This window comes from Actinoallomurus sp. NBC_01490 (assembly GCF_036227085.1).
Lineage (GTDB): Bacteria > Actinomycetota > Actinomycetes > Streptosporangiales > Streptosporangiaceae > Actinoallomurus > Actinoallomurus oryzae.
The window spans coordinates 10,814,072-10,835,852 of record NZ_CP109433.1; the positions used below are offsets into that span (position 1 = coordinate 10,814,072).

21 protein-coding genes are annotated in these 21,781 nt (G+C 71.2%); 6 read left to right on the plus strand and 15 right to left on the minus strand.

Features of this window, described 5'->3' with window-relative positions:
* The first annotated feature begins 53 nt into the window (after positions 1–53).
* The gene (locus OG417_RS49805) at positions 54–3,179 is read left to right on the plus strand and encodes a UvrD-helicase domain-containing protein (protein ID WP_329245522.1); all 3,126 of its coding nucleotides are present in this window, start codon (positions 54–56) and stop codon (positions 3,177–3,179) included.
* Here OG417_RS49805 and OG417_RS49810 read toward each other — a convergent pair.
* The 4 genes from OG417_RS49810 to OG417_RS49825 form a co-directional block, all read right to left on the minus strand.
* Positions 3,172–3,690, minus strand: a complete 519-nt coding sequence (locus tag OG417_RS49810) for an RDD family protein (RefSeq protein WP_329245525.1) — start codon at positions 3,688–3,690, stop codon at positions 3,172–3,174. The two genes, OG417_RS49805 and OG417_RS49810, sit on opposite strands and share 8 nt — an antisense overlap.
* A gap of 6 nt (positions 3,691–3,696) precedes the next feature.
* A complete protein-coding gene (locus OG417_RS49815) occupies positions 3,697–4,254 on the minus strand; it encodes an RDD family protein (protein WP_329245528.1) in 558 nt (185 codons plus the stop codon).
* Positions 4,251–4,772, minus strand: a complete 522-nt coding sequence (locus OG417_RS49820) for an amino-acid N-acetyltransferase (RefSeq protein WP_329263096.1) — start codon at positions 4,770–4,772, stop codon at positions 4,251–4,253. Before OG417_RS49820 ends, OG417_RS49815 begins: the two co-directional genes overlap by 4 nt.
* A 76-nt stretch (positions 4,773–4,848) precedes the next feature.
* The gene (locus OG417_RS49825) at positions 4,849–5,079 is read right to left on the minus strand and encodes a LuxR C-terminal-related transcriptional regulator (RefSeq protein WP_285578311.1); all 231 of its coding nucleotides are present in this window, start codon (positions 5,077–5,079) and stop codon (positions 4,849–4,851) included.
* A 489-nt stretch (positions 5,080–5,568) separates the two neighbouring features.
* Between OG417_RS49825 and OG417_RS49830 the strand changes: the two genes are divergently transcribed.
* On the plus strand, positions 5,569–6,558 hold the full coding sequence (locus OG417_RS49830) for a LacI family DNA-binding transcriptional regulator (protein ID WP_329263099.1): 990 nt from the start codon (positions 5,569–5,571) through the stop codon (positions 6,556–6,558).
* 134 nt (positions 6,559–6,692) lie between these two features.
* Here OG417_RS49830 and OG417_RS49835 read toward each other — a convergent pair whose 3' ends face one another.
* Positions 6,693–7,919, minus strand: a complete 1,227-nt coding sequence (locus OG417_RS49835) for an ABC transporter ATP-binding protein (protein ID WP_329245531.1) — start codon at positions 7,917–7,919, stop codon at positions 6,693–6,695.
* A gap of 171 nt (positions 7,920–8,090) precedes the next feature.
* On the opposite strand from OG417_RS49835, the gene OG417_RS49840 reads away from it, so the two are divergent.
* On the plus strand, positions 8,091–8,855 hold the full coding sequence (locus OG417_RS49840) for an IclR family transcriptional regulator (protein ID WP_329245532.1): 765 nt from the start codon (positions 8,091–8,093) through the stop codon (positions 8,853–8,855).
* A 16-nt stretch (positions 8,856–8,871) separates the two neighbouring features.
* A complete protein-coding gene (locus OG417_RS49845) occupies positions 8,872–10,053 on the plus strand; it encodes a cytochrome P450 (RefSeq protein WP_329245533.1) in 1,182 nt (393 codons plus the stop codon).
* An 18-nt stretch (positions 10,054–10,071) separates the two neighbouring features.
* Here OG417_RS49845 and OG417_RS49850 read toward each other — a convergent pair whose 3' ends face one another.
* The 3 genes from OG417_RS49850 to lysX all read right to left on the minus strand — a co-directional run bounded on the left by OG417_RS49850 (position 10,072) and on the right by lysX (position 13,326).
* Positions 10,072–10,458 carry a VOC family protein gene (locus OG417_RS49850; protein ID WP_329245535.1) on the minus strand — a complete coding sequence of 129 codons (387 nt, stop codon included), beginning with the start codon at positions 10,456–10,458 and terminating at the stop codon, positions 10,072–10,074.
* Positions 10,459–10,926: 468 nt separating this feature from the next.
* Complete coding sequence (locus OG417_RS49855) at positions 10,927–11,736, minus strand: GAF and ANTAR domain-containing protein (RefSeq protein WP_329245538.1); 810 nt, start codon at positions 11,734–11,736, stop codon at positions 10,927–10,929.
* 102 nt (positions 11,737–11,838) lie between these two features.
* Positions 11,839–13,326 (minus strand): bifunctional lysylphosphatidylglycerol synthetase/lysine--tRNA ligase LysX, encoded by a 1,488-nt coding sequence (gene lysX, locus OG417_RS49860; protein WP_329245541.1) that lies wholly within the window; start codon positions 13,324–13,326, stop codon positions 11,839–11,841.
* A gap of 141 nt (positions 13,327–13,467) precedes the next feature.
* Here lysX and OG417_RS49865 point away from each other — a divergent pair, with 141 nt between their 5' ends.
* The gene (locus tag OG417_RS49865) at positions 13,468–14,019 is read left to right on the plus strand and encodes a hypothetical protein (RefSeq protein WP_329245544.1); all 552 of its coding nucleotides are present in this window, start codon (positions 13,468–13,470) and stop codon (positions 14,017–14,019) included.
* On the opposite strand, the gene OG417_RS49870 is transcribed toward OG417_RS49865, so the two are convergent.
* From OG417_RS49870 to OG417_RS49890, 5 genes are all read right to left on the minus strand, one after another.
* Positions 14,020–14,811 carry a type III pantothenate kinase gene (locus tag OG417_RS49870; RefSeq protein ID WP_329245546.1) on the minus strand — a complete coding sequence of 264 codons (792 nt, stop codon included), beginning with the start codon at positions 14,809–14,811 and terminating at the stop codon, positions 14,020–14,022.
* A gap of 86 nt (positions 14,812–14,897) precedes the next feature.
* Complete coding sequence (gene nadC, locus OG417_RS49875) at positions 14,898–15,761, minus strand: carboxylating nicotinate-nucleotide diphosphorylase (protein ID WP_329245549.1); 864 nt, start codon at positions 15,759–15,761, stop codon at positions 14,898–14,900.
* Positions 15,758–17,377 (minus strand): L-aspartate oxidase, encoded by a 1,620-nt coding sequence (locus tag OG417_RS49880; protein ID WP_329245552.1) that lies wholly within the window; start codon positions 17,375–17,377, stop codon positions 15,758–15,760. Before OG417_RS49880 ends, nadC begins: the two co-directional genes overlap by 4 nt.
* A gap of 95 nt (positions 17,378–17,472) precedes the next feature.
* Positions 17,473–17,895, minus strand: coding sequence for an aspartate 1-decarboxylase (gene panD / locus OG417_RS49885; RefSeq protein WP_329245554.1), 423 nt, complete (start codon positions 17,893–17,895; stop codon positions 17,473–17,475).
* Positions 17,896–18,019: 124 nt separating this feature from the next.
* Entirely contained in the window at positions 18,020–18,799 is a 780-nt protein-coding gene (locus OG417_RS49890) for an SDR family oxidoreductase (protein WP_329245556.1), read from the minus strand.
* Positions 18,800–18,889: 90 nt separating this feature from the next.
* Between OG417_RS49890 and OG417_RS49895 the strand changes: the two genes are divergently transcribed.
* Complete coding sequence (locus OG417_RS49895; protein WP_329245559.1) at positions 18,890–19,753, plus strand: LysR family transcriptional regulator; 864 nt, start codon at positions 18,890–18,892, stop codon at positions 19,751–19,753.
* 41 nt (positions 19,754–19,794) lie between these two features.
* Here OG417_RS49895 and panC read toward each other — a convergent pair whose 3' ends face one another.
* Positions 19,795–20,673, minus strand: a complete 879-nt coding sequence (panC, locus tag OG417_RS49900) for a pantoate--beta-alanine ligase (protein ID WP_329245561.1) — start codon at positions 20,671–20,673, stop codon at positions 19,795–19,797.
* Positions 20,670–21,578, minus strand: a complete 909-nt coding sequence (locus tag OG417_RS49905; RefSeq protein WP_329245563.1) for a Rossmann-like and DUF2520 domain-containing protein — start codon at positions 21,576–21,578, stop codon at positions 20,670–20,672. Before OG417_RS49905 ends, panC begins: the two co-directional genes overlap by 4 nt.
* Positions 21,579–21,781: the final 203 nt, after the last annotated feature.

Below are 21,781 nucleotides of genomic sequence, written 5' to 3' on the forward strand. Positions count from 1 at the left end.
ATGACAGGATCCAATGCGGCACCAGCGCGATCCGAGAGACGACGGGCGACGACGTGACGTTCTACGCGGACCTTCATATCCATTCGAAGTACTCCCGCGCCTGCAGCAAGGACTGTGACCTTGAACACCTGGCGTGGTGGGCGGGTCGCAAAGGCGTGTCGCTCGTGGGCACCGGCGATTTCACCCACCCCGCGTGGATGGAGGAGCTCCGGGAGAACCTCGTGCCCGCAGAACCGGGGCTGTTCCGGCTGCGACCCGACCTCGAACGCCGAGTGAGCCGAACACTACCGCCCGCCTGCCGCCAACCGGTTCGTTTTCTGCTCTCGGTGGAGATCTCCACCATCTACAAAAAGGGTGAACGCACGCGGAAGGTACACCATCTCCTTTATTCTCCGTCCTTCGAGGCGGCCGAACGCATCACCGCCGCGCTTGCCAAGATCGGCAATCTCGCGTCGGACGGCCGGCCGATACTCGGTCTGGACTCGCGTCACCTGCTCGAGATCACCCTGCAGAGCGACCCCGGTTCGTACCTGGTCCCGGCCCACGTGTGGACGCCGTGGTTCTCGGTCCTCGGCTCCAAGTCCGGTTTCGACGCGGTGGCCGACTGCTACGACGACCTGGCCGACCACATTTTCGCCGTGGAGACCGGCCTCTCCTCCGATCCGCTGATGAACTGGCGGGTGCCCTCACTCGACGGCTACCGCCTCGTGAGCAACTCAGACGCGCACTCACCCCCCGCACTTGCCCGCGAGGCGTCGATGTTCACCACGGAGATGGACTATTACGCCGTGCGCGCCGCCCTGGAGACCGGGCAGGGGTACGGCGGCAGCGTCGAGTTCTTCCCCGAGGAGGGCAAGTATCACCTCGACGGTCACCGCAAGTGCGGCGTACGCCTGGAGCCGGAGGAGAGCAAGGCTCACGACGGCCGGTGTCCGTCCTGCGGGCGCCCGCTCACCCTCGGCGTGCTCTACCGCGTCGACGAGCTCGCCGCCCACCCGGAGGGGCGCCGGCCAGAGGGCGCCGCGGACTTTCGCAACCTCATCCCGCTGCCCGAGATCGTCAGCGAGATCCGCGGGGTCGGCCCGCGTTCGAAGTCCGTGCTCGGCCACATCGCCGAGCTGGTCTCCACGCTCGGCCCGGAGCTGTCGATCCTCGACGACGTCCCCCTGGACGACGTACGGGCGGCCGGGGGCGAGCTGCTGGCCGAGGCGATCGGCCGGCTGCGGCGCGGCGACGTGATCAGGGAGGCCGGGTTCGACGGCGAGTACGGCGTGATCCGCCTGTTCGCACCCGGTGAGCTGCGCCGCGAGGGCAAACGCGCCGTCGGGCTGCTCGGCGCCCCGGACGACGCCGGGCTCTTCGACCTTCCCGCCGAGCCCGTACGCCCCGCCGGGCCCGTACGGCCGCCGGCGCCGGAAGACGACTCGCGGGAGGAGGCGCCCGGCGATGCCGTCGCGCCTCCCGAGCCGCCGATGGAGGGCCAGCAGGACATCCTCGAGGCCGCCGAGGCGGCCGAGGCCGATGAGGGTTCCTCGATCCTCGACGGCCTCGACCCCGATCAGCGGGTCGCCGCCGCGCACCCGGACGGTCCGCTACTGATCATCGCGGGTCCCGGCACCGGCAAGACGCGGACGCTGACCCACCGGATCGCCCACCTCGTCGCCGAGCGTGACGTGGAGCCGGAGCGGTGCCTGGCGATCACCTTCACGCGGCGGGCCGCCGACGAGATGCGCGAGCGCCTGGAGGCGCTGCTGCCGGGCCGCGCCGCCCGCCTCACCGTCACCACCTTCCACGGTCTGGGCGCGCTGATCCTGCGGGAGCAGCACGAGCGCGCCGGCCTGCCGGCGGACTTCCGCATCGCCGACGAGACCGAGCGGCTGGAGATCGCCCGGGAGATGACCGGTTCCGACAAGGAGGCGCGGCGGCTCCTCTCCGGCTTCGACGGCGCGGGCGGCCCGGGCGACCCCGAGGCGCGCGGTTCCTTCGAGAAACGCCTGCGCGAGCGCGGCCTGGCCGACTTCGCCGACCTGCTGCGCCTGCCGGTGGCGCTGCTCGGCGACGACCCGGACCTGACCGCGCACTACCGCGAGCGCTGGCCGTGGATCAGCGTGGACGAGTACCAGGACGTCGACGAGACGCAGTACTCCCTGCTCCGCCTGCTCGCCGGCGCGGACGGCAACCTCACCGCGATCGGCGACCCCGACCAGGCGATCTACGCCTTCCGCGGCGCGGACGTCGGCTTCTTCCTCCGGTTCGCCGGCGACTTCACCGCGGCCACGAAGGTGCTGCTGACCCGCAACTACCGGTCCGCCCCGGCGATCGTGCACGGGGCGGTGGCCGCCATCCGGGCCACCAGCCTCGTACCGGACCGGGTCCTGGACCCCCAGCGGCCCGGCGAGCGGCTGATCGTCGTGCAGGAGAGCGCCGACGCGCAGGCCGAGGCGGAGTTCGTCACCTCGACCATCGACCGGCTGCTGGGCGGCGCGTCGTTCCACTCGCTGGATTCGGGACGGTCCGACGGGCACCACGACGAGCACTTCGACTTCTCCGACATCGCCGTGCTGTACCGCTCCTCCGCCCAGGCCGAGCCGGTCATGGAGGCCCTGACCCGCGCGGGCATGCCGTACCAGAAGCGCTCCCACGACCGCCTGGTGAGACGGCCGGGCGTCCGGGAGATCGCGCACGAACTGCGGCACCACGGCGGCGAGCTGACCGCGCGGATCCGCGCGGCGGTGGAGACGCTCGCCGAACTGCACGACGAGACGGTTTTGCGCACGGCGGCCGAGCTGCTCACGCCGCTCGCCGTACGCTGCGGCGACGACCTGGAGACCTTCCTCGGCGAGCTGGCCCTGGGCGCCGAGGTGGACGCGTTCGACCCGCGCGCCGACCGGATCGCGCTGCTGACCCTGCACGCCTCGAAGGGCCTGGAGTTCCCGGTGGTGTTCATCGTCGGGTGCGAGGACGGCCTGCTGCCGATGCGCCTGCCCGACACCGACGAGGACGAGGAACGCCGCCTGTTCTTCGTCGGCATGACGCGGGCGCAGTCGTCGCTCTACCTGTCCGGCTCCCGGCGCCGCGACCCGTCGCCGTTCCTGCGCGGCATCCCCGGCAAGTACGTCACCCGGCCCGAGCAGGCCGCTCGCCGCCGGCCGCGCGACCAGCAGCTCCGCCTCATGTGACGGGGGGTTCCTCGGGCGCCGGTTCGCCGGAGACGGGCTCCTCCGCCTCGGGCGGCCGGGCCGCACGGGGCCGCACGTCGACGACGAGCGTGCCGGCGGCGCGGTCGTGCAGGGCCTGGCGGTGATCTCCCTCGAAGAGCAGGCCGATCTCGGCGAGCCAGAAGATGCCCGCGAGCACGTTGAGCACCGGCACCGGCCGGGCCGCGGGCGGCAGGGCGTAGATCGCCGAGCGGACCAGCGCCTGGCTCACGCGCAGGCGCGCGCCGTCGGCCGAGATCACCTGGATGCCGGTCAGCCGCTTGCCGACCGTACGGCCCCAGAGCGCGAGCTGCACGACCTCGTACACCAGGAACACCGCGGCGAACCCGATCGGCGCGACGACGGTCTGCACGGTCTCGCGCGGGAAGATCTCGGTGGCGACGGTGGCCAGGGGGACGCCGACGATGAGCGTGTCCACCAGGCGCGCGACCAGCCGCTGTGACGGCTCCGCGAGCACGGCCTCATACGTCATTCGGTCTCATACTCCCGGTCGTCGCTCGCGGTCGATCACCATCGTGCCGGTCAGCCCGTCGTCGCCGGTCTCGAACTCCCGATCGTCGACCACGACCGTGGCGGTCAGCCGGTCGTGGAGGGCCTGGTGCAGGGGTTCGTCCCAGATGGCCCACAGGTAGGCCATGAGCGTGCCGACGCCGCAGCCGAACAGGTAGAGCAGGTTGTTGACGGCCGCGCGGCCGACCGCCTGCGCCGGCCGCAGCGGTTCGCCGCTCTCGGCCAGCACCCGCAGGCTCATGATCCGCTTCCCGAGCGTCTGGCCCCACAGGGCGAGCTGCACCGCCTCGTACGCGAACGGCAGGAGGCCCACGACGAGGATCCAGCCGAACAGGGCCGGCCCCGACCAGACGGAGGAGTCCTTTCCGTGGCTGCCCGGTTCGTCCAGGCCCACCGCGGCCACCATGAAGGGCAGGATCAGCGCGAAGCCCACGATGCCCAGTAATCCGGCGTCGATGACCCGGGCGCCGGCGCGGCGGATGACCGGCGCCAGCGTCAGCTCCTCGACCGGCTCGTAGTCACTCATCGCTCGCCTTCCAGGTGGAGCAACATCCGGGTGTTGCCCAGGGTGTTCGGCTTCACCCGGTCGAGGTCGAGGAACTCCGCCACGCCGTCGTCGTAGGAGCGCAGGAGCTCCTCGTACACCTCGGGCGCCACCGGGCTGCCCTGCAGCCGGCGGAACCCGTGCCGGGAGAAGAAGGCCACCTCGAAGGTAAGGCAGAAGACGCGCTGGACGCCGAGTTCGCGCGCCGTCTCCAGGAGGCGCGCGACGATGCGGTGCCCCACTCCGTGGCCGCGGCAGGCGGGGTCCACCGCGACCGTACGGACCTCGGCGAGGTCCTCCCACATGACGTGCAGCGCGCCACAACCCACGACGGCGCCGGTCCGCGAGTCTTCCGCGACCCAGAACTCCTGAACGTCCTCGTAAAGCGTCACGGTCGGCTTGGCGAGTAGCCGGCCCGGGCCGGCGTACAGGTCCACCAGCCGCCGGATCGCCCGGACGTCCGTCGCGCGGGCCCGGCGGATAGCTGTCTCCACAAACAGGTGACCCTAGCCGCCGGACGCCCGACCGTGGCCCGCGGGCGCCCCATACCCCCCCGGGGCGCTCACGTACTGGAAGTCAGATGAGTTGCCGTCGTGCCGCCCACACAACGGCTTCGATGGGGGTGTTCACATTGAGCCGGTCACATATCGTTCGCAGTCGCCTCCGTAGCGTCCGCGCGCTGAGTTCGAGTTTCCGCGCTGCCACATCTGCGGTGACACCTGTGGCGATCTGCGCGAGCAACCGGAGTTCGTCCTCGCTCAGACGCGGATCGTCGGTGCCACGGCGTGTCAGTGTGGCCTGTTCCACTCCGTCCTCCCTCGTCCCTGGTGATGACTACGGGGATGCGGCGGGGCGCCGCATGGGCACGGGTAGGCCTGGCGCGCTTGACCGGAGGTGGCCGTCGGAGCCGATTCGGCTGCGCGGCGCGGGAACTCCAGTAACGATTCATACGTTGAGATTGCGAGAAGGGACGTAAACCCGGGTGCGCGGAGAAACGTCCCGGTGGTGCGACCGGGACCGGGATCCACGAGTTCGGGAGGGGTCATCGGTGTGCTTCTCGCCCCCATCCCTTCGACAACGATCCCGGCAAAGATCGTGAATCGTTTCAAGCTAGGCTTCGAACCGGAACGCTAGGCGGCCGGATCCGGACCGTCAAGCGTTCAAATGTTACGTTGCGTAGCCGAATGAAAGCGGCTCGCTACATAACACCTCGGAAACAGTTGTTCGCAGCCATTAACCTGCGAAAACCGCGTAAGGCGAGAGGAAGACAGCGTGCCGCCCGTCAGCATCCGGGATGTGGCGATGCGTGCAGGTGTCTCCGTCGGGACAGTTTCGAATGTCCTAAACCGGCCAAATTTGGTGGCCGAAGCGACCCGTGAACGCGTGCGCGCCGTCATCGGCGAGCTCGGCTTCGTACGCAACGAGAGCGCCCGGCAGCTCCGCCAGGGACGCAGCCGCACCCTCGGCGTCGTCCTGGAGAACCTCGGCAACCCGTACTTCACCGATCTCGCGCAGGGCGCCGAGGCCGCCATGAACACCGACGGCTTCGACGCCCTCTGGTGCACGAGCGACGGTTCGGCGGCCAAGGAGCGCCGCTGTCTGGACTTCCTCGAAGAACAACGCGTCAGCGGAGTGATCATCACGCCGGTCGGTCTCGACGCCGAGCGCATCGCCGAACTGCGGGACCGCGGCCTGTCCATCGTGGTGCTCGACCGCCGCGCGTACGACGGCGTCTGCTCGACCCGCGTGGACCACGTCGCCGGCGGTGAGCTCGCCGTCGACCACCTGACCGCCCGGCACCGCCGCCTCGCGATCGTCACCGGCCCGCTGCGCTCCGAACCGATCAGCGACCGGTACGCCGGCGCGGTGGCCGCCGCTCGCCGCGCGGGCGTGGCCGAGGACGGCCTGACCACGCTGGTGCAGCGCGACCTGACACCGGCGTCGGGCAAGGAGGCGGCCCGGCGGCTGCTCGAGCTCGACCCGCTGCCGACCGGAGTGTTCTGCGCCAACGACCTGCTGGCGATCGGCCTGGTCAACGCGCTGCTGCGCACGGGCGTCAAGGTGCCCGAGGAGATCAGCGTGGTCGGCTACGACGACATCGAGCTGGCCGGCACCTCCGTGGTGCCGCTGACGACCGTACGGCAGCCGCGGCACGAGCTCGGCTGGACCGCCGCCGAGTTGGCCGTCGCCGAGGCCGACGCCGAGCTCGGTGCCGCCGGCGTCGAGGAGCACGAGCATCGCGGGCTGGTGCTCTCTCCGTCGCTGGTCGTCCGCGAGTCCGCCTGAGCGTGTCTCCGGAGGAGTACGCGGCGACGGCATGAGGAGGCGGAGGCCGCCGCCCGGCACTGGCTGCTGACGCGCTGAGGGGGCGGTCCTCGGCGGACCGCCCCCTCAGGCGGGAGATCAAACGCTTGACGGCCTCAGGCGCTGACGGCCTCGACCTGGGCGGCCTCGGGGTGGCCGATGGCCAGGCCGCTCTCGGCGTCGAAGAAGTGCAGGCGGCTCGTGTCGACGGCCAGGTCCAGCGACTGGCCCGGACGCACGTGCGAGCGGGCGTTGACGCGGGCGGTCCACAGGGCCTTGTTGTCGGTCAGCGGGATCGCGCTGTCCTCGTCCTCCTCGTCCTTGGCGAGGTCGGCGGTGTCCTTGTGCTCCACCGGCGGCGCGTCGATGGTGAAGATGACGTTGATCTCGCTGCCGAGCTCTTCGGTGACGTCGGCGCTGACCTGCATGGTCGGCCAGTCCTGACCGCCGTGGGCGGCGTCCTCGAAGTCGGAGGGGCGGATGCCGAGGATGATCGACTGACCGGTGTAGTCCTCCAGGCCGGGCTTGTTCGTGAACGTCTCGGCCGGCACCGGCAACTCGTACCCGGCGAACGTGACCCGGGCCCCGCCGCCCTCGCGGACCAGCTCGGCGTTCACGAAGTTCATCGCGGGCGAGCCGATGAAGCCGGCGACGAACAGGTTCACCGGGTTGTCGAAGAGGTTCTGCGGCGTGTCGACCTGCTGCAGGACGCCCTCGCGGAGCACGCAGACGCGGTCGCCGAGGGTCATGGCCTCGATCTGGTCGTGGGTGACGTACACGGTCGTGACGCCCAGGCGCTCGTGGAGCTGGTTGAGCGAGGCGCGCATCGAGACGCGGAGCTTGGCGTCGAGGTTGGACAGCGGCTCGTCCATCAGGAACGCCTGCGGCTCGCGGACGATCGCCCGGCCCATCGCGACGCGCTGGCGCTGACCACCGGAGAGGTTGGCGGGCTTGCGCTTGAGGAACTGCTCCAGGCCGAGCATCTTGGCGGCGTCGGCGACGCGCTTCTTGATCTCCGCCTTGGAGGTGCCGCGGAGCTGGAGGCCGAAGGCGAGGTTCTGCTCGACGGTCATGTGCGGGTAGAGCGCGTAGTTCTGGAACACCATGGCGATGTCGCGGTCCTTCGGCGCGAGGTCGTTCACGACCCGCTCACCGATGGAGATCTCGCCGCCGGTGATGTCCTCCAGGCCCGCGATCATGCGCAGGGCCGTGGACTTTCCGCAGCCGGACGGGCCGACCAGCACCATGAACTCCCCATCCGCGATCTCCAGGCTGAGGTTGTTCACCGCCTTCACGTCGCTGGTGTAGGCCTTGTCGACGTGGTCAAGAACGATCTTGGCCATGGGGGTTCCTCCGAGGGTGTCGCCACAAAGTGTCCATAACCATAGCCACTGTTCGCATATCTGAACAGATCTGAAGCAGGATGAAGCGGACTAGGCTGTGACCCGGCTCCGGCGTGACCGCCGGATCTCGCGTGGCACACGGCGTACGTCGGTGCTCTAGAGGGGCTGGGCATGGACTCATCCGACACCACCGGGCCGGGCGTCAAGTCCGCGATGCGCACCGTCGCGCTGCTCGACTTCTTCGCCCGCCAGGGCGGGATGTACAGCCTGACGGCCATCCAGCAGGAGCTGGGCTATCCCAAGAGCAGCCTGTACGCCCTCCTGCGCACGCTCGTACGGCTCGGCTGGGTGGAGACCGACCCGACCGGCACGCTCTACCGCATCGGCATGCGGGCCCTGCTCGTCGGCGCCTCCTACATCGACGGCGACCCCGTGGTCGGCATGGCGCACGAGACGCTGGAGTGGCTCGCCGAGGCGACCGGCGAGACCGTGCACTTCGGCCGGCTCGACGACGTCGAGGTGGTCGACCTGTCCTCCCGGCCCTCCCGCCACGACCTGCGGCCCGTCGTACGCGTCGGCCGCCGCGTGCCCGTGCACAGCACCGCCCTGGGCAAGGCCCTGCTCGCCGACCGCCCGGAGCCACGCCTCCCGGACGAGCTCGAACGCCAGACCGAGCACACCATCACCGACCACCAGGCGCTGGCCGAGGAGCTGTGCCGCGTCCGCGAACGCGGCTACGCCGTCGACCGCGAGGAGAACAGCACCGGCATCTGCTGCTTCGCCGTCGTCCTGCGCCTCCAGCGCCCCGCCCGCGACGCGATCAGCGTGTCCGTCCCGGCGACCCGGCTGACCGAGGCGGCCGAACGGGAGATCCCCGCGCTGCTCATGCGGGCCCGCGAACGCATCGAGTACTCCGCGCACCACCTGCTTCTCTAGAGATTTGGGGGTCTCCATGACCGACGCGCAGCCCGGCGTCCGCGACGTCCTCGGCTTCGATCCGTTCGCCCCGGAGTTCAGCGCCGACCCGTACGCCCACTACCGCGAGCTGCGGGCGGGCGGCCCCCTGATCCGTACGCCCGGCGGCCTGTGGCTGTCGACCTCCTTCGCGGTGTGCACGCAGGTACTGCGCGACCCGAGGTTCGGCCACGGCGACGACGAGCTCTCCGGCCGGCCGCCCCGGCGGGCCCGGTCCTTCCTCACGCTGGACCCTCCGGAGCACACGAGGCTCCGCCGCCTGGTCAGCCGTGCCTTCACCGCCCGCCTGGTCGAACGCCTGCGCCCCCGCGTGTCCGCCATCGTGGACGACCTGCTGGCCCGCCTCGACGGCGAGGTCGACCTGATCGCGGGCCTGGCCCACCCGCTGCCGGTCATCGTGATCAGCGAGATGCTCGGCGTGCCGCCGGAGGATGAGGACCGCTTCAAGGACTGGTCGGACGCGCTCGCCCGCGGCCTCGACCCGGACTTCGTGGTGCCTCCGGACGAACTCACCTATCGCGACCGGGCGCGCGAGGAGTTCGGCGACTACTTCCGCGAGCTGGCCGCCCGGCGCCGCGCCGCTCCGGGAGACGACCTGCTGAGCGGACTGGTCGCCATCGAGGAGCTCTCCGAGGACGACCTGATCGCCACCTGCGTCCTGCTGCTCGTCGCCGGCCACGAGACGACGGTCAACCTCATCGCCAACGGCACTCTCGCGCTGCTGCGGTCACCGGACCAGCTCGCCTGGTTCCGCGCCAACCCCGGCGAGGCTCCCGCCGCGGTGGAAGAGCTGCTGCGGTACGACCCGCCGGTCCAGCTCAGCGCGCGCGTCGCCCTGGAGGACGCCGAGGTCGCCGGGCAGCGGATCGGCCGAGGCGAGGCGATCATGCTGCTGCTCGGCGCGGCCAACCGCGACCCGGAGGTCTTCACCGACCCGGACCGTCTCGACCTGACGCGCTGGCTGACCGAGGCGCCCCGGCACCTGGCGTTCGGCCAGGGCATCCACTTCTGCCTCGGCGCGCCGCTCGCCCGCGTCGAGGGCCAGATCGCCCTGACCGCCCTCATGCGCCGCGACGTGGCGCTCCTGCCCGGCCCGCTGCGCTACAAGGACAACCTCATCCTGCGCGGCCTCGCCGAACTCCCGGTACGAATCTCCTGACCCCGCGCCTCGCCCTGGTCACGCCGTGCCGGACGGGGCCCGGCTCAGGTCCACGACGCAGAAGGCGTTGCCGTCCGGGTCTGCGAGGACGACGAAGTCAGGGTCCGGTGGGTACAGGTCCCAGGCGATCCTGTCGGCTCCGAGCCCGATCAGACGCTCGACCTCGGCTTCCTGCTCGGCCGTCGTGTCCACCAGCAGGTCGAGATGGATGCGCGGATGCGCCTGGACTGGTGACTCGCTGCGCATCAGCGCGAGCGCGCGGCCTGACCCATCCGCGTGCTCCAGTGTTCTCCAGGTCTCGCTCTCCCACTCTGACGTGGGCACCAGGTCGAGCGCGGCCGTCCAGAACTCCACGGCGCGCGGAACGTCGGTCACACCGATCACGGGCAATGCGAGTCTGAGCATGAGCCCGAGTGTAGGGAGCGGCCCGATCGGGTGGCCGGAGCGACCTCCGACGCCACGCCCAGGACACCATCGGACGGCGCGCGGCCGGCCTGCGTGCTCGCGCCCGAGCTGACGGAGGGGCCGTACCACCTGGACTACGAGCTGTTCCGCCGGGACATCACCGAACACATGGGGGGCGTGCGGACCAGCGACCGGTACGGCGTGGTCGAGTTCCGTACGCTCTTTCCCGGCTGGTACGTCGGCCGCGCCATCCACATCCACGCCAAGGTCCACCTCGGGGGTAAGGCGAAAGGCGGCAGGTACGCCGGTGGGCACGTCGTCCACACCGGCCAGTTCTTCTTCGAGGAGAAGACCGCCGAACGGATCGCCGAGCTCCAGCCGTACGCGATCAACACCGTGCACCGCACGACCCTCGACGAGGACGGCATCTACAGAAGGGAACCCTGGGGTGCGGTCCACCTCCACGGCTCAGATCCGGTCGGCGGTGTCCGGGTGGCGGGCGAGGAGTTCGGCGAGGTGGGCCAGCTTGATGTTGTGATTCTGCGAGGCGCGGACGAGCACGTCGAACGCCTCATCGGCCGACAGGCGCCGGCGGGCCATCAAGATTCCGGTCGCCTGGCCGATGACCGTGCGGGTGTCCAGGGCCTTGCGGAGGTTGGCCGCGTCCGCCTGGGAGCGGCTCAGGGCGCGTTCGGTGGCGGCGCCGCGGTAGAGGGCGCCCAGCGCGAGTGACGCGTACGTCGCCAGAAGGAACGCCGTGTCGCGGGCCGCCTCGCCCAGGGCGCCGCGCTCGCGGGAGTAGATGTTCAGCGCGGCGGTGAACGGCGGCGGCTCCGGCACGGTGATCAGCGCGGTGGACAGGACCGCGGCGAAACCGTGCTCGGTCGCCTCGCGGGCGAAGGCCGGCCAGGCGGACTCCGTGGCGAGGTCGGCGCTGTGGGCGTACGCGGGCCCGCCGGGATCGGCGGCGTCGATGCAGGGGCCTTCCCCGGTCTCGTACTGCCGGCGATCGAGTTCGGCGCCCTCGGCATCGGTCTCGGCAGGGGTGTAGTAGTCCCCGTTCTCCTCGCGCAGCGTGATGCTGACCACGTCGGCCGCGGGGATGAGATAGCGGGCGGCGAGGATGATGCGCTCCAGGACACCGTCGACCGTGGCGGCGGTGAGCAGGGCCCGGGTCAGCTCGCCCAGCTCACGCGGCAGCGAGACGGGCGTGACCCTCGGCAAGGGTTCGGCCACCGATTCCGGAAAGGCACGGGTATCGGACCGGTCATCGTCCACGACGCCTCCTTCCCCGCGCCGGAGTCCGGCGCATGCCCATGAACCGCACTCAGTATCGCCGGATCGAGACGGTTCATGCCCCGGCAGGCGCGTGATCTCGGCCTATTCCGGCTTGACCAGCGGGAAAAGGATGGTCTCGCGGATGTTCTTGCCGGTGAACGCCATGATCATGCGGTCGATGCCGATGCCGACCCCACCGGTCGGGGGCATGGCGTACTCCAGCGCGCGCAGGAAGTCCTCGTCGAGCTGCATGGCCTCCGGGTCGCCGCCGGCCGCCAGGAGAGACTGCTCGGTGAGCCGGCGCCGCTGCTCGATCGGGTCGATCAGCTCGGAGTAGCCCGTGCCCAGCTCGGTGCCGAAGCCGATGAGGTCCCACTTTTCGGTCAGCAGCGGGTTGGACCGGTGCGTACGGGCGAGCGGCGAGGTCTCCAGCGGGTAGTCGCGGACGAACGTCGGCTGGATCAGCGTGCGCTCGACCAGCTCCTCGAACAACTCCTGCACGAGGCGCCCCTGCCCCCACGCCGGGTCGTACTCCAGGCCGCGCAGGTCGAACACCTTGCGCACCTGCTCGATCGGCGTCTCGGTGGTCAGCTCCTCGCCCACCGCGCCCGACACCGCGTCGTACAGCGTGATCTTGGGCCACTCGTCGCCGCCGAGGTCGACCTCCTGGCCGTCGTGCACCACGACGGTCGTGCCGAGCGCGGCCACCACGGCGGCCTGGTAGATCTCGCGGGTCAGCGTGGCGATCGTGTCGTAGTCGCCGTACGCCTCGTAGGCCTCGAGCATCGTGAACTCGGGGTTGTGGGAGGAGTCGGCGCCCTCGTTGCGGAAGTTGCGGCTGATCTCATAGACCTTCTCGATGCCGCCGACGACGAGCCGCTTGAGGTACAGCTCGATCGCGATCCGCAGGTAGAGGTCCATGTCGTACGCGTTGATGTGCGTGATGAACGGCCGCGCGGACGCCCCGCCGTGGATCGGCTGGAGCATCGGGGTCTCGACCTCGAGGAACTCGCGGTCGTTCATGTACTCCCGGATCGCCCGCACGGTGTCGCTGCGCAGCCGGGCCATGCGCCGGGCCTCGTCGTTGACGATCAGGTCGACGTAGCGGAGGCGTACGCGCTGCTCGGGGTCGGTCAGGCCGGCGTGCTTCTCCGGCAGCGGGCGCAGGCACTTGGAGGTGAGCACGTAGCGATCCGCCATGATCGACAGCTCGCCGCGCTTGGACGTGATGACCTCGCCCTCGACGCCGACCTGGTCGCCGAGGTCGATGTCGCGCTTCCACGCGTCCAGCGCCTCCTGGCCGACGTTGGCGAGGGACAACATGATCTGGATGTCGCCGCTGCCGTCGCGGATGGTGGCGAAGCAGAGCTTGCCGGTGTTACGAGCCAGCATGACGCGGCCGGTGACACCGACCTTCTCCCCGGTGGACGCACCCGGCTCCAGGTCGGGATGGTCCGCGCGGACCTTCGCGATCGTGGTCGTACGCGGGAATCCAAGGGGGTACGGGTCGACCCCGCTCTCACGCAGGCGCTCCGCCTTGTCACGGCGGATCCGCATCTGCTCCGGAAGGTCTTCGCTCGGCTCGCTCACGGTGAGAAGGCTACCGATCGGCCCGAGCGCCTCGCGAACGCATTCCCCGTACCGCCGATGCGACCGCGACGACATGAGAAACGCACGTGACGACGGTGATTATGGGACGTGTCGCGCATCCGGTCATTAGCATCAGCGCCGATGAACCTCCCGCCCCACCCTGGACCGCCACCTCCGCCGCAGGGACCGCCCCCGCCGCCGGGACCGGCGTTCGGCGGCCCTCCCAACGTCGGGCCGCCGGGACCTCCCTGGCCTCCCGCCCGGCGGCGCCGCGGCCCCCTGCTGCCGCTCCTCCTCATCGCCGGCGTGCTGATCATCGCGATCGCCGGTGTCGCGTACTACGCCGTCGACTACAAGCCGAGCCATTACCTCCGGCAGTGGGCCGACTCGCTGAGCACGCCCCAGGGCGGCTTCGATCGTCTCGAGCTGGGCGGTGACAACCACTATCGCCGCGTGGGGTTCATGGCGTACTGCCCCCTGGCCACGTCGTGCGTCCCCACCCCGGTCAAGGCCGTGACCGACTGGGTCGGTGACAACGGCGGCAGCACCACCGAGAGGGATGTCGCGCTGTGCTTCCAGTACGGCGATTCGTCGCTGAGGCTGGAGCACGAGGGGCGCACCGCGACCGTGGAGTGCGAGAAGGTCTCACCGGTCGAGCACCGATACAAGATCACCGTCGAGCTCGAGTACTGATCAGCCGGAGACGCTGACGTTGCGCTCGTAGACCAGGCGCAGGCCGATCAGCGTGAGCCACGGCTCGTACGCGTCGATGGTGCGGGCCTCGTCCAGCACCAGGGGCGCGAGGCCGCCGGTGGCGACCACCGTGACGTCCTCGGGATTGTCGGCCAGCTCCTCCGACATCCGGTCGACCACGCCGTCCACCTGGCCGGCGAAGCCGAAGATGATGCCCGACTGGAGCGCCTCGACCGTGCTCTTGCCGATGACGTTGCGGGGCCGGACGAGCTCCACCTTGTGCAGTTGCGCGCCGCGGGCCGACAGCGCGTCGACCGCGATCTCGATGCCCGGGGCGATCGCCCCGCCGACGTACTCGCCCTTGGGCGAGACGGCGTCGAACGTCGTGGCCGTGCCGAAGTCGACCACGATCGCCGGGCCGCCGTAGATGTGGTTCGCGGCCAGGGCGTTGATGATCCGGTCGGACCCGACCTCTTTGGGGTTGTCCATCCGCACCGGCACACCGGTCTTGACGCCCGGCTCGACGATCACCGCGGACACGTCGCCGTAGTAGCGGCGGCACATCTCCCGCATCTCGTGCAGCACCGACGGTACCGTCGAGCACAGCGCGATGCCGCTGATGTCGGTCTCGGCCAGCAGCGGGCTCTGCTGCACCAGCCCCTGGAGGACCACCGCGATCTCGTCGGCGGTGCGCCGGGAGTCGGTGTTGATCCGCCAGTGCTCGATGACCTCATCGCCCTCGAACAGGCCGAGCACGGTGTGAGTGTTACCGACGTCGATGGTGAGCAGCATCCGGTCCCCGCGGTGTCAATGGTCGCGCTCGCCTCCTCACTCGCTTCGCGGACGGCTCGTCCCTCACCGTCCACTCCGCTCGCTCGTCAGCTCGCCGCTCCGTTAAGGTCAAGGCCGATGTCCAGGGCATGCACCGAATGGGTCAGTGCCCCAACGGCAAGGTAGTCGACCCCGGTCTCGGCCACATCTCGGGCCCCGTCCAACGAAAGACCGCCGCTGGCCTCCAGCTCGGCCCGCCCCGCGACCAGGGCCACGGCCTCGGTCATCGTCGAAATGTCCATGTTGTCCAGCAGGATCGCGGTCGCCCCGGCCGCCAGCGCCTCGCGCACCTGGTCGAGCGTGTCGCACTCGACCTGAACGTGCAGGCCCGGGGCTCGTACGGCCTCGAACGCCGCGGTGACCGAGCCGGCCGCCGCGACGTGGTTGTCCTTGATCAGCGCGGCGTCCGACAACGACATGCGGTGGTTGACGCCGCCGCCGCAGCGCACCGCGTACTTCTGCAGGGCCCGCAGGCCGGGCAGCGTCTTGCGGGTGTCGCGTACCCGCGCCCGGGTGCCCTCGACGGCGTCCGCCCACTGCCGGGTGACGGTGGCGACGCCGGACAGGTGGGTGAGGAGGTTCAGCGCGGTGCGCTCGGCGCGCAGCAGCCCGAGCAGCGGTCCCTCGACCGAGAGCAGCACGTCGCCCGCGGCGATCCGGTCGCCGTCGGCGGCGAGCGGTTTGACCGTGAGGCCGAGCGTCTCGAACACCAGCGCGGCCACCGGCAGGCCCGCGACCACGCCGGGGCGGCGCGTCACCACGTCGGCGCCGGCCGCGGCGTCGGCGTCGAAGATCGGTTCGCTCGTGACATCGCGCTCGCCGTCTTCGGCCAGCGCGAGGCGTACGACGCCCTCCACGGCCCGGGGGTCGAGGCCGGCCTCGGTCAGCCAGGTGTGCGTGGCGTCTCTCATCGGTTCTCCGTGGGTTCGTACGTCGTGGTGAGGGTGTCGCCGTCGAGCGCCGAGACGAGGTGCCCGCGCCACTCGTCGGAGGCGTCGGGGAAGTCCGACCGCCAGTGGCTGCCACGCGTCTCCTCGCGGCGCCGCGCCGAGGCGACGATCAGTGAGGCGACGGTGTGCAGGTTCGTGACCTCCCAGGCCTCCGTGCGCGGGCGGTCGGTCGTGCGGCTCGCCAGTGCGGCCAGTTCGGCCGCGGCACGTTCGAGGCCGGGGCCGTCGCGCAGCACGCCGCAGCCGGCCGTCATGATCCGCTGGATCTCGGGCCGGATGCCGGGATCGAGGAGGGTGGACGCCCCGGCGGCCCCCGATGGCGCCGGGGCGTCCCGCTCGGTGTCGTCGGCCAGTACCGACGCGATCCGCTGCGCGAACACCAGCCCTTCGAGCAGCGAGTTGGAGGCGAGGCGGTTGGCGCCGTGGACGCCGGTGCAGGCGACCTCACCGCAGGCGTACAGGCCGGGGACGCTCGTGCGCCCCCACAGGTCCGTACGGACGCCGCCGCTCGCGTGGTGCGCGGCCGGCAGCACCGGGATCGGCTCGTTGACCGGGTCGATGCCGTGCCGCTCGCAGGTCGCCAGGATCGTGGGGAACCGCTGCGCCCAGATGCGCGGGCCGAGGTTGCGTCCGTCGAGGTACATGCACGGCTCGCCGGTCTCGCGCATCCGCTTCATGATCTCCTTGGTCACGACGTCGCGGGGGGCCAGGTCGGCGAGCGGGTGCCGGCCGGTCATGAACCGCTCGCCGGAACCGTCGACCAGGAAGGCGCCCTCGCCGCGCACGGCCTCGGAGATGAGCGGCTGACGCCCACGCGCGTCCGGGCCCAGCCACATGGGCGTCGGGTGGAACTGCACGAACTCCACGTCGGCGACCCGCGCCCCGGCCCGCAGCGCGAGGGCCACGCCGTCACCGGTGGAGACCTCCGGGTTCGTGGTCGCCTCGAAGACCTGCCCGAGCCCGCCGGTCGCGAGGATCACCGCGCGGGCCCGTACGGCGCCGATGCCGTCGCGCTGCCCCTCCCCCATGACGTGAAGGGTGACGCCGGCCGTCCGCCCGTCCTCGATCATCAGGTCGAGCGCCAGGGCGTGCTCGATGACCTCGATCCCGGCGTCCTTGGTCGCGGCGAGCAGGGCCCGGCTGATCTCCGCGCCGGTCGCGTCGCCGCCGGCGTGCGCGATGCGGCGCCGCAGGTGGCCGCCTTCGCGGGTGAGCGCGAGGTGGCCCTCCCCGTCGCGGTCGAAGTCGGCGCCGAGCGCGATCAGCTCGCGTACCGCGTCGGGCCCCTCGGTGACCAGCACGCGTACGGCCTCGGGGTCGCAGATGCCGACCCCCGCGGTGAGGGTGTCGGTGAGGTGGCCCTCCGGAGAGTCGCCGGGGTGCAGCGCCGCGGCGATCCCGCCCTGCGCCCAGCGCGTGGACCCGTCATCGAGGAGCGCCTTGGTGACGAGAAGGACCTTCCCCGCCGTACGGGCGCGCAGGGCGGCCACGAGACCGGCGATCCCGGACCCGATCACAACGATGTCGGCGTCGGTCGTCCAACCGGGCGGCGGAGCGGTGAGGCGTCGAGGGAGCATGAGCCCTCCAGGGGGAGGCGAGTTCTCGTCAATCTGACTATAACTCGCGTCCCGAACGCCTGATTCCTCCGGGGGAGCTCAGCGCACCTGGTCTCTCAGGCGGGCTCGGCGAGCGTGTCGCCGCGGACCGTCGCCGTGCCGGGCACCGGCTCGGCCGGGTCGGAGCCCAGGGCGATGATCCGGTTGTCGCGGTCGACGTGGACGACCTTCGGCTCGAAGGCGCGGGACTCCTCGTCCGTCATGGCCGCGTAGCTCATGATGATGACCAGGTCGCCGGGGTGCACGAGCCGCGCCGCCGCGCCGTTCAGCCCGATCACGCCGCTCCCGCGCGGCCCGGCGATGACGTACGTCTCCAGGCGGGCGCCGTTGTCGATGTCGACCACCTGCACCTGCTCGCCCGCGAGCAGGTCCGCCGCCTCCATCAGGTCCTCGTCGATCGTGATGGAGCCCACATAGTGCAGGTCGGCCTGGGTGACCGTGGCCCGGTGGATCTTGGATTTGAACATGGTGCGAAGCACGGGATTTCTCCTGAAGTCGGCTCCCTGCCTGCATTTCTACAGGTCGCGGGCGATTTTATCCGCCGGCAGGACACCCTCCGGAACAGACCGCCGTGCCCCGTCGCGCCGGCGACGAGCGGCCGGCTCACCACGGGATGACGTCGTCCAGTGAATCCGGACCGCGGAAGACGCCCGTAGGTCCGTCGGCGGGGATCGTCGCGAGAAGGACCGGGACGACGGCACCGTCGGCTGTGGTCCGGTCGCCGCGAGGGAACGTCGCGGCGGCGTTCTGGTCGGTCGGCACAAGGCCCGGGCTGACGGCGTTGACCTTGATGCCGTCGGCGCGCAGGGCACCGGCGTAGATCAGCGTGAGGGCGTTGAGCGCGGCCTTGGACGAGCCGTACGCGAGGAACCCGCGAGTCGAGAGGGGGTTCGCCGGGTCGCTCAGCATCGTGAGAGAACCGAGCCCGCTGGACATGTTGACGATCCGCGGATTGTGCGACCGGCGGAGCAGAGGCACGCAGGCCGATGTCACCGTGACGACGCCGAAGACGTTGACCTCGTACACCTCGCGGAGTTGCGCGGCCGTGACGTCGGCGGTCCGGACGCCCCACTCGACCATGATCCCGGCGTTGTTGACGAGCACGTCCAGCCGTCCCGCCTCGGTCTCGATCCTGTCGACGGCCGCCTCGACGGATCCCGGATCGGTCACATCGAGCCGCACGAACCGAACATCCAGCCCGCCGGCCGGGTTCCCCGACCGCTTTCCGCCGCGCACCGCCGCCGCGCCACTCTTCAGTTCCTCGACGGCCGAGTGCCCGCGCTCCGGACTGCGCGCACCCAGGTAGACGGTGAAGCCCCGCTGGGCGAGACGGTGAACGATCTCTCGGCCGATGCCCTTGTTGCCGCCGGTCACGAGTGCCACTTCATTTTCATTCGCGTTCATCCCCCCACTCCAGCCGCCGGGACTCCGAAAGGGAAAGACCGAATGGGTGCCGCCCCATACCCTGGCGGTATGCCGGAGCCGGAGATCCGCGAGCTGCGTTACTTCCGCGCCGTCGCCGAGGACCTGAACATCACCCGCGCCGCCGAACGGCTCGGCATCGCGCAGCCGCCCCTGTCCCGGGCCATGCGTCAGTTGGAGCGCCGGCTCGGTGTCGCCCTGTTCGATCGCACCGGGCACCGGCTGACGCTGACCCGGGCCGGCGAGACCCTGGTCGAGGAGGCGGCCGTTGTCCTGGGTGCCCTCGATTCCGCGGTACGCCGGACGCGGCGTGCGGGCCTTCCCGGCCGAAGCCTCGTGGTCACCGCCAAACCAGGGGTCGCCACGGAGTTGCTGCACCGGATCTGCGCGCGCTTCCGTGCGGAACCGGACGCGCCGGACCTCCGGGTCGTGGTGAGCGGATTCGGGGAACAGGCCGACATGGTCCGCGACGGGCGCGCGGACGTGGCGATAGCGGGGTGCTTCGACGGCCACGGCCTGGACACCGAGTTGCTGACGACCGAACCACGCGTCGCGGCGCTCGCCTCCGGACACGAGCTGGCCGTACGCGACGTCCTCGGTACCGCCGACCTGATCACCGAGCCGGCGCCACGATGGAGTGGCCCGGCGGACCGCGACTACTGGCTGGGAAACCCGGATCGGCCGGCCGACGGCCCGGTCGTACGGGACACGGCCCAGCTGCTGGAGGTGGTCGCCCTCGGCCAGGCCGTCGCGCTGGTGCCCGCCTCGCTGGCCGCGAGGAATGTCCGCCCCGACGTGACCTACCGTCCGGTGCCCGACGCGTCGCCGTACCGGACACTGGTCCTGTGGCCGGAGGGCAGCCGGTCGCCCTGGACCACCTGGTTCGTGAAAACGGCCCTGGAGGTCACCCGCTGACACGCCCCGGCCGGGGCTCTACCCGCACCGGGCGCGGAATGTCAGCGCGACTCCGTGGGCGGCTCCGGCGTCAGGTACAGCGGGGTGTTGTCGATCAGATGGGTGGAGCCCACCTTGCCGGCGACGGCGAGGACGGCCGGGCCGACGTACTCCTCGTCGACCTCGTGGAACGTCGTCGGGTCCACCAGCTTGAGGTAGTCCAGCTCCAGCGGCGGCTCGGTGTCGGCCGCCTCGTCGAGCACGGCGCGGGCCGCCGTGAGGACCTTGGCGGGCCCGTCCTGCGCCGCCGCGGCGCCCCGTCGCAGGGCCAGCGACAGCGACAGCGCCGTGACGCGCTCCGGCGGCGAGAGGTACCGGTTGCGGCTCGACAGCGCCAGCCCGTCCTTCTCGCGTACGGTCGGGCAGGCGTCGATCCACACCGGGACGTTCAGGTCGGCGACCATCCGGCGGATCATCGCCAGCTGCTGCGCGTCCTTCTCACCGAAGACGGCGATCTCCGGGCGGACCAGGTTGAACAGCTTGAGCACGACGGTCAGCACGCCGTCGAAGTGGCCCGGCCGGGAGGCGCCCTCGACGATCGTCCCCATCTCGCCCGCGCTGACCGTGACGCCGGTGCCGCGGCCCTCGGGGTACATGGTCTCGGCCGTCGGCGCGAACACCAGCCCGACGCCCTCGTCGGCGCAGACGGCCAGGTCGTCCGAGAGCGTACGGGGATAGCGGTCGAGGTCCTCGTTCGGCCCGAACTGCAGCGGGTTGACGAAGATGCTCACGGCGACCGTGCCGGCCAGGCCACGCGCCCGGCGCATCAGGGACCGGTGGCCCTCGTGCAACGCGCCCATGGTGGGCACGAGCGCGATCGTCCCGAAAGAGGAACGGGCCGCCGCGAGTTCCTCGCGGGTACGGGCGATCACGAGCGTCATGACTGCTTCCCTTCGGAACCGCGTTCGGCCAGAGCGTCGAGGAGACGTGATGCGTCGTCGGGCTTCAGGAGACCGGCCGCGAGCGCGCGGTCGGCGGTGAGGCGGGCCAGCGCGACGTACGCGCCGCGCGCCTCGGGTGAGACGCGGCCCAGCTCCTCGACGTGGCCCGCGACCGTGCCGGCGTCGCCGCGGGCGACCGGCCCGGTCAGGCCGCGGACGCCGAGCCGCAGGGCGTTGTCGAGGGCGGCGCCCAGCAGCGGGCCGAGCATGCGGCTCGGGTTCTCCACGCCGGCGCGGCCGAGCAGGTCCATCGACTCGACGACGAGCGTGACCAGATGGTTGGCCCCACCGGCCAGCGCCGCGTGGTAGAGCGTGCGCCGGTCCTCGGGGATCCACACGGGCTCGCCGCCCATCTCGACCACGAGCGCCTCGGCGACGGGCCGCAGCGGCTCGGGCGCGGTGACGCCGAAGGAGATCCCGGCGAGCCGGTCGACGTCGTCGGGCCGCCCGGTGAACGTCATCACCGGGTGCAGCGCGAGCGGCAGCCCGCCGGCGCGTGTGGCGACCTCCAGCACGCCCGCGCCGTACCGGCCGCTGGTGTGGACGAGCAGCTTGCCGCGTACGGTGACGTCGGTGCTCACCAGCCCCTCGACCAGGGCGGCCAGCGCGTCGTCGGGGACGGTCAGCAGCACCAGGTCGGCGGCGGCCACCACCTCGGGCACCGGCAGCAGCGGAACCCCGGGCAGCCGCTCACGGACGCGTTCGCGGGAGGCGTCGGAGACCCCGGACGCCGCCACCACGGTGTGGCCGGCCAGGTCGAGCGCCCGGCCCAGCGCCGACCCGACGCGGCCGGCGCCGACAACGCCCACGGCGAGGCGCCCCGGGCGCTGGTCAGAAGTGGTCATTCGTGCGTTCCAGTCCTTCGCGGGTACCGGACGGTCCGGCCACAGCCTACCCACGCCGATGTGTGCCCTTTATGCGCGCGTTCGTCCCCCCGGGCGCACCGGCGGCGTACGGAGATTGTCTCCGTACGCCGCCGGTCGGGCCAGACCCGGCCGACGGCGACCTCCGCCCTTCCTTCGGCCGGAAACCTGCGAGATCATGCACG

What these genes read in the sequence shown, in the direction of transcription:
- OG417_RS49880 (WP_329245552.1), bottom strand. Translation starts at nt 17,377, where the DNA reads ATGCTCCCTCGACGCCTCACCGCTCCGCCGCCCGGTTGGACGACCGAC.
- OG417_RS49845 (WP_329245533.1), top strand. Translation starts at nt 8,872, where the DNA reads ATGACCGACGCGCAGCCCGGCGTCCGCGACGTCCTCGGCTTCGATCCG.
- OG417_RS49835 (WP_329245531.1), bottom strand. Translation starts at nt 7,919, where the DNA reads ATGGCCAAGATCGTTCTTGACCACGTCGACAAGGCCTACACCAGCGAC.
- OG417_RS49815 (WP_329245528.1), bottom strand. Translation starts at nt 4,254, where the DNA reads ATGAGTGACTACGAGCCGGTCGAGGAGCTGACGCTGGCGCCGGTCATC.
- OG417_RS49850 (WP_329245535.1), bottom strand. Translation starts at nt 10,458, where the DNA reads ATGCTCAGACTCGCATTGCCCGTGATCGGTGTGACCGACGTTCCGCGC.
- OG417_RS49810 (WP_329245525.1), bottom strand. Translation starts at nt 3,690, where the DNA reads ATGACGTATGAGGCCGTGCTCGCGGAGCCGTCACAGCGGCTGGTCGCG.
- OG417_RS49865 (WP_329245544.1), top strand. Translation starts at nt 13,468, where the DNA reads ATGAACCTCCCGCCCCACCCTGGACCGCCACCTCCGCCGCAGGGACCG.
- OG417_RS49870 (WP_329245546.1), bottom strand. Translation starts at nt 14,811, where the DNA reads ATGCTGCTCACCATCGACGTCGGTAACACTCACACCGTGCTCGGCCTG.
- nadC (WP_329245549.1), bottom strand. Translation starts at nt 15,761, where the DNA reads ATGAGAGACGCCACGCACACCTGGCTGACCGAGGCCGGCCTCGACCCC.
- panC (WP_329245561.1), bottom strand. Translation starts at nt 20,673, where the DNA reads ATGACGCTCGTGATCGCCCGTACCCGCGAGGAACTCGCGGCGGCCCGT.
- OG417_RS49895 (WP_329245559.1), top strand. Translation starts at nt 18,890, where the DNA reads ATGCCGGAGCCGGAGATCCGCGAGCTGCGTTACTTCCGCGCCGTCGCC.
- OG417_RS49840 (WP_329245532.1), top strand. Translation starts at nt 8,091, where the DNA reads ATGGACTCATCCGACACCACCGGGCCGGGCGTCAAGTCCGCGATGCGC.
- OG417_RS49905 (WP_329245563.1), bottom strand. Translation starts at nt 21,578, where the DNA reads ATGACCACTTCTGACCAGCGCCCGGGGCGCCTCGCCGTGGGCGTTGTC.